Below are 16,126 nucleotides of genomic sequence, written 5' to 3' on the forward strand. Positions count from 1 at the left end.
CCATCTTTACGGGCCTCTCGGACTTAAGTGAATACAAGCAGGGCAGCTCTGGCAATTGCAGGCTGCCCCTCCTGTTATTAGATTTCCTTACGGCTGCATTCCCATTGCCTTTTTAAAGGCAGCAATTTCTTTGGAAGCTTGCTTCAAGACATCATCACCAATTTTTTGAATAGCCGTCTTGGAATCTGTGTTCTTAGCCAGTGCATCACCGATCGCGGCTATAAAGATTTCCCAGCCCTTGTTATCTACTGGTGTAAGGTGTTTGACTGGAATATCGTTGCTTAATTGCTCATATAGTTTAAATTCCTCTTGCCCACCCAGATATTCATTTTTAGTGTTTGCGTACCAATCAAGACTGGAAATATCCTTGTAACCCGGCTGAATGGAATGTTTTGTCCAAATTTTCCAAGCATTTTCACTTCTCATGCTCCACTGAATGTAAGCCCATGCCGCTTCTTTATTTTTGCTTTGCGAAGGGATAACAAAGCTTGATCCGCCCATTCCCACGTTAATTCCTATTGGCAACCGGGTTACCTTCCATTTTCCGGCAAGCTCAGGGAATGTTTCTTGAAGTCCGCGTGCTCCGAATGAACCCGATACGACACCAACCAAATCACCTTTTAGAACTAGCTGTTTACCTTCGTCTGAGCCATAACCGATATGAGGTGCCCAGCCCAGCTGTTGTCCACGTTTTGTAATATCAAGAACCTTCACCATTTTGTCCGTATTACGTGTCCAGTTCATATCCTTATCAAAGTAGCCGACTTCATCTCCTGCCCATACGATCGGGCCATCGCTCCACTCCATGAAATATTTACCGTTAGCTTTCAAAATTTGAGCCAGGTTCAAGAGATTCTCTTCATCTTGCATGTATTCGCCAAGCTCAGCAGGATCACTTGGCAATCCAAGCTCTTCAAAAATGTCTGCACGGTAGTAATAAACCCCCGGTGTCATATCCCAAGGCATACCAAGCAGCTGTGAGCTGTCTGGTGTCATCCAACGCTCCCAGTTATATGGAACAACCAGATCTTTATATTTTCCAGCGTTATAAGGCTCTTCCAAAAGATTCTCCAGCACATTGCCCGCCATATAACGGTTCAACTGGTACATTTCTACTTCTGCTACGTCCGGTGCCCCGCTACCTGCGGCGATTGTCGTTTGCAGCTTGTCATGCAGGTCGCCAAAGGGCATAACTACCGTCTTCAACTTGATTCCAGGATATTCAGCCATAAATGCAGCGCCGACTTCCTCGAACACTTTTTCATTAAAGGCCCAAACGGTAACCTCACCTTGAATATCTTTGCTTGGCAGGTCGTTGGCAGGATCTACTGCTTCCGTGCCCTCAGTAGCTGTTGCATTGGTTGGTTCACTAGCATTATTAGTTTTTTCAGTGTTCGTTTTACCGTTGTTAGATGCATTTTTATTCGTCGTTGAGCTTCCAGCGCTGCTACAGGCTGACAGAATAAGCACAAAAACCATTAACATACATACGACTAAACTGCTCGTTTTTCTTTTCGAACTCATAACCTAACCTCCCTCTTAAATTGAACAAATAAATGCTTGTTTATAGTGAAGGAGTGAACCTCCCTCCGTGACCGGCTATTTCCCCCCTTCCTTTAGTCTTAACACGGTCACGGAATATTTCGGGAATTCAAACTCCAGACTACCTTTGTCTACACTTACCTTTTGAGTTACAGGTGCCACCTTGTCAGGTTCAGCGAAGCTATTCTCAGCATTTAAATCGTCCGACTGAAGTACGGTAGCTGTTCCTTCCAGGCTTGATGTGGCAAGTCCGGCAAAAGAAACATCCGTGCGCTGAGCAGTGTCACCCGCATTAACGACTTTAACGATCAGCTCACCTGTGGCAAGATCACGGCTCGCAGTTTGGAACAGCGGCCCTGCTGGACTTTCATCGTTCACCTCTTGTATAAGCTCATCGTCGAGATAGAGCCGGATATTAGCACCTGATAATTCAATGCGAATATCGTACAATTTCCCAGTCTCAATCCTTACAGGAACCGTTCTTCCGATGACTGCTCTTGTTCCACCTACTGATTTTTCAATCGCGCTCTGCGTATTTCCCCAGCCGCCAAGATTCCACCAATAGAAGTTACCTTCATCTTTAGAGCCGAACATAATGAGCATGCCTTCTGCTCCGCCAGTCTTTTTCGCCTTAAGAGAAAGTGTATAATCACTCCATGAAGTCTCACCGGCAACTGCACGAATATCAATATCATTAGAAGTCTGCTTAAAAGTACCCTTGGATTGTTCCCAGTCCCCATTGTTTAGAGTCCAGGCTCCGGAATCCTTCTTGAAATGATCTTCAAAAAGAACGTCATCACCTTTCGCTACTCGTACATCGCTGTACTCTACCTGGGTGGCCCAAGTCCCCAAACCAATTCCACCTTGAATGGATTGCTTACCGGAGGTTTCTTCTTGACCTAGAGCCACAAGTGAGGTTGGAAGAACTACATCCCCCTTATTGCTTCCGAACATCTGCTGCACATGATAAGAAGGTGTTCCGTAGCTAGTCGATGAATCAAACACAATAGCGTCCGGGTTCCAAGTACGATCCTTCGTATTCACAAACAACGGGGCATAAGAGGACATTTTTACGATATCAGAATTCCGTTCCATGCCCATCATAAAAGCGGCCTCGCCGATTGCAGCGTTCAGATTGCCTTCTCCGGCACCCTTGGTTACCGCATACTCACCAACATAAATCTCAGGACCACTCCGGTCATAAGTATCGTATCTGTTCGAGTTGCTGAGGAACCATTCAGAGGTTTCATAGTAATGCTCATCAACCATCTCGATAGGCTCACCTTCAACTGCCGCATTGGCAATGAGATGAATCTCTGGATACTTCTCTTTAATTGCTTTATAAAACAAGCCATAACGCTTAATATATTCACTCATCTGGAAATTGTTTTCGTTACCAATCTCTACATATTTCATATTAAAAGGCTCCGGATGACCATTGGCGGCTCTTTGTGCCCCCCATTTGCTAGTAACCGATCCGTTTGCATATTCAATGGCGTCCAGCGCATCTTGTATCCATGGCTGAATTTCACTGACTGGAACGGTATTCTGCTTGGCTATAGGATCTCCGTTATGTGAAATACCGATATAAGCTACATATAATGGTTCCGCTTTCAGATCTTCGGCCCATTGCAGATATTCGTGGAAGCCCAGCCCGTCTGAGGAGCGGTAATCCCAATATCCCTTATGACCGGGACGCGTTTCAATCGGACCAATGGTGTTCTTCCATTGATAAGCATCAGTTGGCGTTTTCCCTTCCACAAAACATCCCCCCGGAAAACGAACGAATGCGGGTTTCATCGCAGCTACCTTTTCAGCCAAATCGATGCGAAGCCCATTCTCCCTGTTGTTCCAAGTCTCAGGAAACAAAGACACCATATCGAGATAAACAGTCCCTACATTGGCAGCAGAGATTACAATTCGTGCGTTTGCTACAGTACCTGTAGAAGTCAGTGTGTATGTATATGGATGCCATCCTTCTTTTAACTTATCAACGGTCTGTTCTGCATATAGCTCTTTGCCATCTGGGCTCTCTAACGTTATACGCAGTGGCATATTGTCCCCTGGCTCTGGCCGCGCATAGAAAGACAACTTGTAACTGGCATCCTTCGTCAAAGCAATCCCCCAGTAACCATTATTCACAGCAGATACCGAACCACCCTCGGCAGCTGATGATACTGTTAAAGCCATTGCCTGGGTCTGAGCATCGTTCAAAAGCTTACTGCTGGTCAGAGCAAGCTTCCCTTTACTCCCTCCTTTTTCATCCATCCACCAATTGAACAGTGTGACCGAACTATCCTCAAAGGAACGATTGGAAATCAGCTCTGCATATAGCCCTCCATCTCCCGCATGATTAATCTCTTCGAAAAAGGCTCCGTACAACATCGGGCTGATCTTAGCTCCCGGATTCGCCGTATCCACAGTCAACGTATATGCGGTTCCACTACTTATGTTAGCTGCTGTCGCCGTTGGAAGAGTTTCCTTTCCCGCTTCACCCGTTGCTTCTTTGGCAGACTCCTGAGACAGTGTTGCTGGGTTTTCGTCCTTAGAAGCCCAATAATACGTCAGCCCGCCAATCACAATCACGAAAATCAGCACCGTAAGCCATAGCTTCCGTCCATATTTATTCAAAGATAATTCCCTCCAACTTTTTATTAGCGTTTTCATTTTTATGAAGTGAACAGATCCTTCCATTCGTAATAACTTAAAATCATTTCACAAAACCTAAATGAATCCGTTTCCATTGATAAAATACCATACTAAAATCGGGTTGTAAATAAATTAAACTAAACCTTTTTATACTTTTATGAATATAATTTCCAATAGTTTTGCAAGAAATTAAGAGATTTATTAGTTTTTTTAAAACAAATTCCCTCTTTTCATCTCACCATCTTTATATTTTTCTAAAATAAACGGGGGTTTACAGCCCTAAGTAAGTTTAATTTTCATTTTTTTCTTCATTTATTTTACTGTTTTATTTTTCCATTCATATAATAATGAAACTAAAATTAATTGTATTGCCCCCAAAAAATCATATAAAAAAAGCTCCCCCTTGCCTAAACTCAGGCAAAGGAAAGCTATAGTTCAATCTCCAACTAAATTTAGTTCCGCCACTTCATAAACTTGTAATCAAGAAAATCAACAAGCAAGAAGAGAATAAAACCGACCAAGCTGAACAACATAATTCCAGCATACATCTCCGGATAATCTAATCTTAACCACGCATCCATGATGAAAAAGCCCATACCGTGCTCTGTTCCATAGATCTCCGTAAAAAACAGTACAGATATCGCCGTTCCAAGCGAAATACGAATCGTACTCAGAATTACTGACAATGCCCCCGGCAGTGTCACATGCCAGAACTTCTTCACAGCGCTGGCACCTATACTAGTTAAGACATCATAGGTATTGTCCGGAATAGCCTTAACCCCATCCCTTACCGAAATGATGATCTGAAACAATAGAATCAGCATGATCATTAGGATTTTGGACGTCTCCCCAAGCCCGAAGAACAGCATCACTACTGGAAGCAGGGCAATTTTGGGAACAGGATAGGTCAAGTAAACCACAGGGTCCAGCAGTTTGTTCCAGGTCAACGAACGTCCCATTAGAAGACCTACAAGCAGTCCAATAATTAACGCCAGTACCACACCTGCAAAAATTCTGAACAAGCTATACCCTACATTTATAGCAATATCCTGCGCTCCTAACTGAAACATCGCCTTATATACAGCAAAGGGACTTGGCAAAATCGAATGGTTCATAAGTAAAAATGCGATATACCAGACTACATTCATACAGACAAATACAAATAGCAGCCTTACTAGATGATGAAGTCGACGTTTGTTTACCATATCTCCTGCATTACCTTTCTAATCCGCTTAGTCTGCTCAAAGAAATCCACACTGTCCCGCTTATCCTCATGCTTCATATGAAACACCAAATGATTATCAATAATTTCAGGTGTAGTTTCTTTGTTGGACGGCATGACGATAATCTTTTGCCCCAGCAGAATCGCTTCTTCCACATCATGAGTGACAAATAATGTAGTCGTCGGGTTAGCCATCCAGTTCTCTAAAAAGAGGACCTGCAGCGTTTCCCTTGTTATCGCATCGAGTGCAGAGAATGGCTCGTCCAGCAACAGAATAGTAGGCAAAATGGCAAAAGCTCTGGCAATCGCTACTCTTTGCTGTTGGCCTCCACTGAGGGATAAGGGATAACGTTCTGCTAAATCAGAGATCCCCATCGACGAAAGCCACTGCTTAATCTGCGTCTCCCGTTCTTGCTTGGATGAACTTGCCGTATGCGTAATCTTCATCGCTATCTGAATATTATCATGTACAGTCTTCCAAGGAAGAAGCCCGTAGTTCTGCGGCACCAGCCCGATTAACGTTTCTTTCTCATGTACAGATTTCTCATTAAAAAGAATTTGTCCCTGATAGCTAGGCAGCAAGCCCGCAATCGCCCGTAATAAGGTTGATTTTCCGCTGCCAGAGGGTCCGATAATGGTGTAGATCCCATGTTCCGGCAAAGATAAATCCACCTGACCTAAGGCTAATTGTCCGCTCTTATATTCTACTTTCAGATCCTTTATGGCGAGTCCTTTATTTCTTGAATTGGACATCAGAAATCACATCTTCAGCCGAGATATTTTTGCTAAGCAAACCTTTTTCCCGTGCCCAAGCAAATGCAGCCTCTACTTCCTTCACATCCACTTGATAAGCTGGTACATAATCCGGTACCTTGATCTCATCTTTTAATGTTTCTGGATATCCTACTTCTTTGATTACAAGATCGATATATTCAGATTGTTCATGGGATTTCATATAAGCTACTGCTTCATCATAAGCAGCATACATACTGCGGATAGCTTCTGCTTTGGCATCAATTGCAGTTTGCGGGAAAGCTAATACGAACGGATTTACTCCCGCAGTTAGCGTTGAGCTCAGTACACGCAGGCCTGAGGTTTTGCCCATCGTTACAAAAGGTTCTGGCAAAATTGCCGCATCCGCCTTATTATTCTTAAGCAATTCTAAACGGGTCGGAATCTGTGGAACCTCTGTCACTGTAATATCAGCTTCGGTCAGACCTGCTTGTTTCAGCATCATGGCCACTGTATATTGTGTGGAGGTATTTTTGGACAAAATCACGGTTTTCCCCTTCAAATCCTTCACATCCTGGATCGATTCATTTCCAGTCAGTAAATCAAATTCCCCAAAAGTTGTACTGGTGATCTTCACATCCAGTCCAGCCTCATTGTAAATGGAGATCGCAACCAGGTCAGCACTTAGACCATCCAGCTTGCCTGCTTGAAAAGCTACATCCCGATCTTTGGCGCTTTTAAACGTCTGGATGTCCAGATCCACACCGTGTTTTTTATCGAAACCTTGTTCATGTGCGATGATAAAAGGAATAGCATCAATCGAGGGTAATAAACCGAGCGACAATGAGGTAACTTCTTTTGCAGCCTCTGGAGCAGCTCCCTCTGACGATTCTGTATTTGTATTATTTTTCGAACCACAACCGACTGCAAGTGCAGCGATGACAACAACCATCATAGATAACAACAACATTCTCTTTAGACCTTTATTCTTCATTTAACTCTCCTGCCTCCATTATTCTTTCTATAGTGTAATTCTCTGTAATATTCTTTGCTCACTCATAAATGTGCATGCAAAAAAATCCTTAAGCTCTACAAAAAAAGCTTTAGGCATGTTAAGTTTACCACCAATCTTTATATTTTGTATATTTATAAATTTAGATATAAGTAAATAGAAGCGACGCAAAAAAAGCTGACAGCGGAATGGTTCCACTACCAGCCTCAATCTCTATGTTATGGAGTTAGTAGATTTGTGTGGATTTTAATGACAGCTTTTTTAATCTGCTGCCCCGGTTGACCCATACCCGGTCTGTGAACATCATGAGGGAAAAAGACCGCGAACATTCCAGGCTTCAAAGATAACAATATTTCATCTGCTGATGGGGGATAAAGCGCATATTCTCCTTCGGCATCGTAAGGCTTAATGGGCTCGATCCCTTCTTGCAGGGGTGCCCAGCCAATCGTTTCTTCACCTTCGATCAGATAATGCACATCAATATAAGTCTCATGCTTCTCTGCGGCTTGTTCCTCCAGCGATTTTGCCTCCAAAGCCATAATCGAAGCATACATTTCGTTCCCGCGGATTTCGATTCGCCCAAGATCAGGATCATGTTGTAAGATTACTTTCAATTCCTCAATAGCCTCAACAATGACAGGATTCTCATACTTGATATGCTCTTCCCAAGATGACAAAGAACCTAAGATCATAACTTCCCATTCCCCTCACATCTTAATGTACTAAACCAGTTTCTCACTGACTGCTGAAGCTGTAGTTTCTTTATTGATTATGGATTGCTCACTAGTCTTCTTGAAATATTCTACATATAAAATATCAAGCAGATAGAGCTGCGATATCTTTGCAGATAATGAACCCCCTTGCAGCGGTCCTTCATTAGCACCACATAGCAGGGTCAGATCGGAGTACGAGGTTAACGGTGACTTTTCAAACCTGGTAATGGATATTACTTTGGCTCCTCGTTCCTTTGCTTTTCTCGCAACCTCAATGCTATCCTTGGTCGAGCCGGAATAAGAAATCACAACAGCGACATCCCGGTTAGACATCAACGCTGCCGACATCATCTGCAGATGTGAATCCATTAAACATTCCGTTTTGTTCGTAATGCGCATAAATTTAATCTTGGCTTCCATAGCTGTGACTAGAGAAGAGCCCACACCGAAAAACAATACACGTTCTGCATTAATCAAATACTCAATGGCCTCACTGATCTTCTGTATATCAATTAAATTATAGGTCTCGTTGAGTGCACTTACATTCGTGGTCAGCACTTTAGAAGCAACAGCTTCAATCGTATCATCCATCAGAATTTGATCGGTAAGCTGCGGGATCTCATTCTCCACAGTGATGCTATGTGCCAATGCGATCTTGAACTCTTGATACCCTTTATAACTTAAAGATTTGCAAAATCGAAATATACTTGATTCCCCAACATCACATGCATCTGCAAGATCAGTAATCGACATGTAGACTACACTTCTCGTATTCTCCAGTACGTAGTCCGCTACCTTCTTCTCCGTATTTGTCAAATTATTGTATTTAGAATGAATTGAAGAAAAAATACTGATTGTCCGCAAAAAAGCCCCTCCTTTTCAATAAATTAATGTACGAATAAGGAGGAAGCTCCCAGCAGACCTGCCTTATTCCCTAATGAGGCTTTAACAATTCTCACTCCCGCAAAGCTTTCCATAATCAAAGACTTCGTGCGTTCTTCTACCCTTCGAACCAAATCTTCTTGTTCCATTACGCCGCCACCAATAATAATCGCGGATGGATTGAAGATATGTGTGATAGAAGCTAAACCCACAGCCACCTCAGTAATCCATAGATCTAGAATACGATCAAGCTGCTCATTTCCGCTCTGTATTTTATCAAATAAAGCTTTTCCGTCCGTGCATTCGGGATCTGCCAGCTGAGCCATCTTCACTAAAACTGTAGTTGAAGCGTATTTTTCATAATACGGCAGTCCTTCTACTCCGGATGGGGCCGACAATGGGTGAGTAAAGATATGGCCAAATTCAGCCGCTACCCCATTAGCCCCTTTATAGATTTGGCGATTAATGACGATCGCACCGCCAATGCCTGTGCCAAAGGTTAGACATAAGAAATTGTTAAAGCTCTGAGCAGCTCCATAATAAGCTTCGCCTAATGCTGCTGAATTCACATCGTTCTCTACCATAACAGGTTTATGAAAATGATGGGTGACAATATCCTTAATTTTCATTCCAGTATATCTAGGTATATTTTCGTTAGCATAGACAATAAATCCTTCTTCTGCATTAACTTGGCCCGCGGTGCTTATGGCAATGGCATCAAAATGATCGTATTCTGCAATCTTTTCCAGCATTCTTGAGATTACATGGGGTCCCCCCAAGTAGCTTTCTGTTGCATACTCCTTGAAGTCATGTACATTCCCCTGTTTATCGCATATACACATCTTGGTATTGGTACCGCCAATATCTACGGCTACAATTCTCATTCCCATCTACCCTCTCTGGCGTTCTACTGAATAGCGTTCACAAACCGTTTCGTAATCTCCATCGGTCTCGTGATCGCAGAGCCAACCACTGCTGAATACACACCTAAATCAAACATGGTCTTTAATTCTTCAGGAGTGGAAACCCCACCTTCAGCTATAACGGGAACAGAGAAGTTGTTGACGATTTGCTGAACCAATTCAAAATCTGGCAAGTTGCGGCCTTTAGTAGCCTCTGTATAACCGCTCAAGGTAGTTCCTATCAGATCAAATCCCAGCTCAACAGCCTTCGCAGCTTCCGCAAATGTAGAACAATCCGCCATAAACAGTTGATCTTTATAGGTCTCTTTTAAAAGTGGAAAAAGTTCAGAAATAGTAGATCCGTCCGGGCGAATACGGTCTGTAGCATCCATAGCAATGATATCTACCCCTTCGCGGTACAGCTCATCGACTTCCTTTTGAGTGGGTGTAATAAAGACTTCAGAGCCTTCATACACCTTTTTGATTATCCCAATGATCGGCAGATTCACTTGCTTTTTGATTTCTTGAATATCCGCTACGCTGTTTGCCCGAATTCCAGAAGCCCCGCCTAAGTAAGCAGCATAAGCCATTCTCCCCATAATAAACGGGCTATGCAGCGGTTCTTCTGGTAAGGCTTGACTGGAGACGACTAGTTTATGTTTTATTTTTTTAAGTACATTATTTTCAGTATTCATCAGTAACCCACTCCACATTTTTATTTATTCTTTAACTGCTCCTGCCGTAATCCCATTGGTGAAGAACCGTTGGAATAACATGAACACTAGCAACATCGGAATTGCAGCGATGGTAGCTCCGGCCATTTTATAAGCGAAATTAGGATTCAAATCCTGCATTAAGGTCGCAGTACCAACCATTAATGTTTTCATTTTGTTCTCTTGGCCTATAACCAGCTGCCACAAATAATCATTCCAGACTTGCACGAAATTCAGAATAAATAAGGCTCCAATACCAGGTTTGACAATAGGCAACATGATGCGCGTGAAGATTCTCCATTCATTTGCACCATCTATTCTCCCGGCTTCTCTTAAGGCATTAGGGGTTAAATCGAAGAATCCCTTTAATAGGAACACTCCAAATGCACCCGCCACGTTCGGCCAAATCATACCGTTATAACTATTTACCATTCCAAATTGTTGGGTGATCCGGAATAAGGGTACTATCATAATTTCTTTAGGAATCATCAAACTTGATATAAAGATAATGAAGATTATATTTTTACCTTTAAAATTAATCTTTGAGAACGCATAGGCGGCCATAGAGCCTACAACAATAACCAAAATAGTAGAAATACCAGATACATAAATACTATTAAACGTCCATCTTAAAGCCGGCTGGTTCTGAAATACATCCACATAGTTGGAGAATGTAATCGATTTGGGCCACCAGTCTGGAGGCATCTTCACAACATCCGAGCTGTTCTTGAGTGAACTTGTGAATAACCAATATAGTGGAAAAAGATTAAGGAGTGCGAAGAGGATAATGATCACATTCGATATCACATCAAACTTCTCTCTCTTTTTCTTGTTTTTAATCTTCGACATGTTGTATTCCCCCTCACTTCACCTTAATCATGCTTCGTAGCTGTGGCACAGACAATATCAATGTAATCACGAACATGATAACCCCTACCGCAGAAGCTACACCGAGTTGGTTATATTTAAAGGCACTATTATAAAGGTAGTACATCAGCGTTACGGAGGAATTGTTCGGTCCGCCACCGGTCAATAACTGAATAACTACAAAGATTTTTAATACGGCAATAATATTGATAATCGTAATATAAGTTGTTGTAGGTCCTACCGAAGGAATCAGGATCTTTGTAATCACTTGCCATCTGCTAGCACCATCGATTTCTGCTGCTTCAAAAAGCTCTTTCGAGACACCAATCATCGCAGCTATATACAGAATAATTGCCTGGCCCACGTTAGTTGCGAAGGTTACAAATATCACGACTGGCAGAACCGTCTTTGGATTTCCCAGCAGATTAATCGTCCCTAGTCCCATGTCTTTATATAGATAAGAGATAAGTCCGTTAGCCGGATTCAGCAAAAAGCTCCAGACCATACTCATAACCACCATGGACACCATTACCGGGATATAATAACTTCCTCTAATAAAGGAAACGTACTTAGCATTCTTATCAAATACCGCAGAGGCTACGAACAATGCAAACCCCACTGTAAGTAGAACGATAAATATTACGAACACAACGGTGTTGATGGTAGCCTTAAAAAATACCGGATCATTAAACAATGTGGTGTAATTGGCAAAACCCACAAACTTCTCGCTGTCATAATTAATCTGGTATAGACTCAGCCGCATCCCTTCTAAGATCGGATAGACAAGAAAGGCTAAGAATACTATCATCTGAGGTAAAATAAACAGATAACCTGTAATATTCTCTTTTAGGTAATTACTACGTAGTTTCATATCGTTTACCTTTCTAATTAACAGCCCTAGAGTCTCTTCAGACCCTAAAGGCTGTCAATCGTGTATTGTTTATCTGGTCTTAGATTATTGGAAAATTACAGAGCCAGCTTTATTGGTCTCAATCACCTTGTTGCCACTTGCCTGATAATCTTGCACAAACTGTTCCGGTGTCTTAGCTCCCATGTAAAGTGCTTGTAGCTCTGGATATAAGACCTCTCTTAATTGGCTGTATCCTGGAACGTTGCCTGTGAAGTTGAACAAATATTTAGAGTTGGCATCGTAAGCTGCAAACAGTGGATTCTCCGCTTTAAGCGCTTCGGCTACAGAACTTCTTACAGGAATACCATTCTTAGAGGATTTAACTAACTCAGGATCGCTTGAGAAGAACTTCACGAAATCCTTAGCTACTTCAGTCTTCTTAGCATCTTTGGACTTGAATACACTAGCGCCTACTACATAAGTAAAGGATAGAGGATCTCCGCTTTCCGACGGAATATTAGCAAGTCTCATATCGAATTTCGCTGCCGTACCGTCCGCCATATTTGCTTTCGTACCATTAAACAGAATTGGGTTAGTGAAACTGATCGCTAATTGCTGATTTTGGAACATAGCATTGGCATCATTAGAAGAAACAGATTCTGCGCCTGGATTTGTATATCCGCCGTCATATAGGTTTTTCAGCCAAGTTGCAGCTTTAACTCCGTTCTCATCATTCAGGACAATGTTGCCTTGATCATCAAAGAACTTATTGCCGAACATTCTCATATAGGCAAGGTTCCATGTATCGCCCTGATTATTTACAGCGAATAATGCCATTGGATATGCATTGGAATACTTATCCTTCGGCAGATTGTTTTTGAGACCCTCAAGAATTTGTTGATATTCATCCAAGTTCCAAGTTTTGATTTCGGATTCTTCACCTACAAACTTTTCTAAGCCTGCTGCTTTAAACATGTCCGCGTTGTAAACCAAGGTGCCTGGGTTGTGCTGGAATGGATAGAAATAAATATCTTCTCCGAACGTTACAGCGTCCCAGTAGTTTTGAGCAATATCGCTTTTCGCGTCTTCATCAATGATGTCGGTCAAAGGAACCAATGCTCCCCGGTGAACGTAATCCCCCATCGGGAATACACTCTCAAAGAACACATCTGGAGGTGTTCCTCCGCTTAAGTTAACGTTAAGCAATTGATCGCGCTGATCTCCAGCAATGACCTCTATTTGAATATCTGCATCGTATTTATCATATTGTGCTTTGAATTTCTCAGCGGCGTGCTTTAGGAAGCTATCATAGTCCGCGCCTGCCTCCGTGGCATCCACAACACCCTTCCACTGTGGAGTCAGCCATACTCTGATCGCCACTTTTTCCTTCCCAGACGCAGAAGAATTATCGGATGTATTAGAACTCGCAGCATTGTTACCTGAGCAACCTGAAATTAAAGAAATAATCACCATTAGCGCAAGCATTGCCGAGAGTAAACGTTTTTTCTTCATTTATAAACCTCCCTAAAAGTTTTGTGAGCATTACCTTCTCTGAATCGCTACGTACAAAACTCGCATCGAAAGCATACGCTTAAAGTTTTGTGAGCATTATCTTCTCTGAATCTCTTCGTACAAAACTCGCTTCGAAAGCATAGAACTTTTAATTTAAAATCCGTTTGGCATGGTATTGCACTAAATCGGCCAAGCTGCGATGTCCTTGCGGATCAAGATGCATATAATCAATTTCATTCATCGATACATGGTCTCTGGAATCTACAAAGTGGATACCAGTTCCCGTTAGCAAAGCTGCAAGATGCTCAGCGAGCTCCATAGACTTCTCACTACATCCGCTACCCATTGGTTTGCCAATAGGGGTATGAATATACTCTGCTCCAATCGGAGGGGGCGCGATTACTAGAACCTCTGGAGTCTTCCCCTCAGGTCCTGCACCGCTACCTTTAGCTTTAAGAGCCAGCCTAACAATACCTTGTGCGATGTTATAAGAAGTTAGTCCGAACCTTTCTTTTGTATCATTGGTCCCAAGCATGATCACAACCAAGTCTAATGGCGAATGTGACATCAGGCAGGGATAGATATAGGAAATTCCAGAAAGTCCTTCAAATAGAGGGTCCTCACTGACACTTGTTCTGCCGGGAAGCCCTTCTTCGATCATACGGTAGGCGTCACCCAATTCTGTATGAAGAATTCCCGTCCAACGAATATCATCCTTAAATCTGCGGTCTGTCTCTGCGTCGTAGCCCCAAGTATTAGAATCGCCAAAGCATACGATGGATTTCTTCATTTGTCTTAACCGCAATATCTTTCAATAGCTTGATCAATCAATTTCATAATGTCTGCGATCGGACCAGCATCTTCAGCGGCTACTGCCTCAAGCGGTGCTCTTACGCTACCAATGTTTACGCCTCTTAATTTTAGAATCTCTTTTATTCCGGCATACATGGCACCTTTCAGCGAACAAAGGGCGATGATAATATCGTTGATATCGCTTTGAATTTGTCCAGCTTCTTCGAACTTACCAGCCTTAACAAATTCATTAGCTTGCAGGAACAGCTCAGGCATAACCGCATAGGTTCCACCGATTCCCGCATCCGCTCCCATGATTCTTCCCGCAACATATTGTTCATCCGGTCCATTAAATACCACTACATCTTTTCCACCCACTCTTTTGAATCTTTCAATATCCATAGTCGGCATGGAGGAGTTCTTCACACCAATCACCTTTTTGTTCGCAAGCAGCTTCTCAAATAGGGACGGAGTCAGTGTATATCCAGTAGTCTGAGGAATGTTGTAGATGATGAAGCTTAGAGGGGTTGCCTCCATAATCTCGCTCCAATATTTATAGACTGCACTATCAGGTAACTTGAAATATATAGGCGGGATTGCGGATAATGCATCGTATCCTAAGGTTGCAGCATGTTTCGCTAACTCAATACTATCTCTAGTGGAAGGGGCACCCACGTGGGCAATCAGTGTCATTTTACCTTTCAGGTTACTAGCTACGTAGCTTAGTACCGCTTTGCGTTCGTCGAGACTCTGGTAAATACATTCTCCTGAGCTGCCTCCCACATATACACCTTGAACTCCTTTTTCAAATAAGTAATCACATAAAGCATGCGTCCGGGATTCCGAAATATTTCCTTGATCGTCATAGCAGGCATAAAAGGCAGGTATAATTCCGTGGAACTTTGTGAGTGTCATTGTTAATCCCCCTTAAGTTGTGAGCGGTTTCTTTTCTACATAAACAAAATATCATTATATTTTGCTTTTGTAAATTATTTTCTCTATTTTTTGAAAAATAAAATTTATTTCCACCAATCTTATTTATGATTAGCAAAATAATGGTTTTCAGTGCAACTCGCAGCTAATAATCATTTATTTTTCCATATTCATTAGAAAATAATCCTGTAAATTCTCCACCCTAAATTTATTTCTTCAGGGCAGTATTTGTTGGATATACGGATGTAAAATAATTTAAAAAAGTGGTACTAATGAGTATCCTTTCAGCTTCGTTAAAAATGTCTCCTACAGGGAGACACTTCTCTCCAGATGAAGCACAAAACCTAAATAACACACAATGTTCACTGAATAATCTGTGTTTTTCAGACGGACACACCTTTTAAAAAATGGAGTTTAGGATTATAATGAAAGCGTAAACAAAGAACAACAAAATCTATTTTGTTTCTTCGCCAAAGGAGGCTGGAGGAAATGCTAGCAGGACTTAAGGAACTTAAAAATTGGGTGACAGAAAACTGGAATCCAACATTGAATACAGGTAATGAGGACTACCGGAAAATGGAGTACTCCGTGGAGCGCCATCTGCACACTCCGCAATCTCCGAAACCACTTAGCTATGAAGAAGAGGCTCGCATCAAGACCGTTAAATTTCATTAATTAACCCTTTCAGATAAAGATTGATTCATAACGAAGATATCAGACCGCCAGTTCTGGAAGTAATTTCAGTGGATGCGGTCTTTTATTATGCCTTGTAGTTGTATAACGAAAAAACCTCCTCCACCCTAAA

Annotated in this window: 15 protein-coding genes; 1 reads left to right on the top strand and 14 read right to left on the bottom strand. The window is 42.2% G+C overall.

What is annotated here, in order from left to right; genetic code table 11:
• Positions 1 to 87 precede the first annotated feature (87 nt).
• From NST94_RS24265 to NST94_RS24330, 14 genes are all read right to left on the bottom strand, one after another.
• Entirely contained in the window at positions 88 to 1,524 is a 1,437-nt protein-coding gene (locus NST94_RS24265) for an extracellular solute-binding protein (RefSeq protein WP_339281384.1), read from the bottom strand.
• 75 nt (positions 1,525 to 1,599) lie between these two features.
• Positions 1,600 to 4,173, bottom strand: a complete 2,574-nt coding sequence (locus tag NST94_RS24270; RefSeq protein WP_339281385.1) for an alpha-L-arabinofuranosidase C-terminal domain-containing protein — start codon at positions 4,171 to 4,173, stop codon at positions 1,600 to 1,602.
• A gap of 470 nt (positions 4,174 to 4,643) precedes the next feature.
• Positions 4,644 to 5,396: an ABC transporter permease gene (locus tag NST94_RS24275; protein ID WP_076186390.1), complete on the bottom strand. Its 753-nt coding sequence runs from the start codon at positions 5,394 to 5,396 to the stop codon at positions 4,644 to 4,646.
• Positions 5,390 to 6,166, bottom strand: a complete 777-nt coding sequence (locus tag NST94_RS24280) for an ABC transporter ATP-binding protein (RefSeq protein WP_076129171.1) — start codon at positions 6,164 to 6,166, stop codon at positions 5,390 to 5,392. The genes NST94_RS24275 and NST94_RS24280 overlap by 7 nt, the downstream gene beginning before the upstream one ends.
• Complete coding sequence (locus NST94_RS24285; RefSeq protein WP_339281386.1) at positions 6,147 to 7,139, bottom strand: MetQ/NlpA family ABC transporter substrate-binding protein; 993 nt, start codon at positions 7,137 to 7,139, stop codon at positions 6,147 to 6,149. The genes NST94_RS24280 and NST94_RS24285 overlap by 20 nt, the downstream gene beginning before the upstream one ends.
• Before the next feature lie 236 nt (positions 7,140 to 7,375).
• The gene (locus NST94_RS24290; RefSeq protein WP_076281915.1) at positions 7,376 to 7,849 is read right to left on the bottom strand and encodes a YhcH/YjgK/YiaL family protein; all 474 of its coding nucleotides are present in this window, start codon (positions 7,847 to 7,849) and stop codon (positions 7,376 to 7,378) included.
• A gap of 30 nt (positions 7,850 to 7,879) precedes the next feature.
• Complete coding sequence (locus tag NST94_RS24295) at positions 7,880 to 8,734, bottom strand: MurR/RpiR family transcriptional regulator (RefSeq protein ID WP_051491079.1); 855 nt, start codon at positions 8,732 to 8,734, stop codon at positions 7,880 to 7,882.
• A gap of 23 nt (positions 8,735 to 8,757) precedes the next feature.
• Positions 8,758 to 9,636 carry an ROK family protein gene (locus NST94_RS24300; RefSeq protein ID WP_076129169.1) on the bottom strand — a complete coding sequence of 293 codons (879 nt, stop codon included), beginning with the start codon at positions 9,634 to 9,636 and terminating at the stop codon, positions 8,758 to 8,760.
• A gap of 23 nt (positions 9,637 to 9,659) precedes the next feature.
• On the bottom strand, positions 9,660 to 10,349 hold the full coding sequence (locus NST94_RS24305; RefSeq protein ID WP_036679646.1) for an N-acetylmannosamine-6-phosphate 2-epimerase: 690 nt from the start codon (positions 10,347 to 10,349) through the stop codon (positions 9,660 to 9,662).
• A gap of 24 nt (positions 10,350 to 10,373) precedes the next feature.
• Positions 10,374 to 11,216, bottom strand: coding sequence for a carbohydrate ABC transporter permease (locus tag NST94_RS24310; protein WP_081382492.1), 843 nt, complete (start codon positions 11,214 to 11,216; stop codon positions 10,374 to 10,376).
• Between the two features lie 13 nt (positions 11,217 to 11,229).
• Complete coding sequence (locus NST94_RS24315) at positions 11,230 to 12,105, bottom strand: sugar ABC transporter permease (protein WP_339281387.1); 876 nt, start codon at positions 12,103 to 12,105, stop codon at positions 11,230 to 11,232.
• A gap of 84 nt (positions 12,106 to 12,189) precedes the next feature.
• On the bottom strand, positions 12,190 to 13,596 hold the full coding sequence (locus tag NST94_RS24320; RefSeq protein ID WP_076129167.1) for an extracellular solute-binding protein: 1,407 nt from the start codon (positions 13,594 to 13,596) through the stop codon (positions 12,190 to 12,192).
• Between the two features lie 148 nt (positions 13,597 to 13,744).
• A complete protein-coding gene (locus NST94_RS24325) occupies positions 13,745 to 14,386 on the bottom strand; it encodes an SGNH/GDSL hydrolase family protein (RefSeq protein ID WP_076308816.1) in 642 nt (213 codons plus the stop codon).
• A 5-nt stretch (positions 14,387 to 14,391) separates the two neighbouring features.
• Positions 14,392 to 15,303 (bottom strand): dihydrodipicolinate synthase family protein, encoded by a 912-nt coding sequence (locus NST94_RS24330; protein WP_038573110.1) that lies wholly within the window; start codon positions 15,301 to 15,303, stop codon positions 14,392 to 14,394.
• Positions 15,304 to 15,810: 507 nt separating this feature from the next.
• On the opposite strand from NST94_RS24330, the gene NST94_RS24335 reads away from it, so the two are divergent.
• The gene (locus tag NST94_RS24335; RefSeq protein ID WP_036679656.1) at positions 15,811 to 15,996 is read left to right on the top strand and encodes a hypothetical protein; all 186 of its coding nucleotides are present in this window, start codon (positions 15,811 to 15,813) and stop codon (positions 15,994 to 15,996) included.
• The last annotated feature ends 130 nt before the right edge of the window (positions 15,997 to 16,126 follow it).

Source organism: Paenibacillus sp. FSL H8-0282, from assembly GCF_037963825.1.
GTDB classification, from domain to species: domain Bacteria; phylum Bacillota; class Bacilli; order Paenibacillales; family Paenibacillaceae; genus Paenibacillus_AQ; species Paenibacillus_AQ odorifer.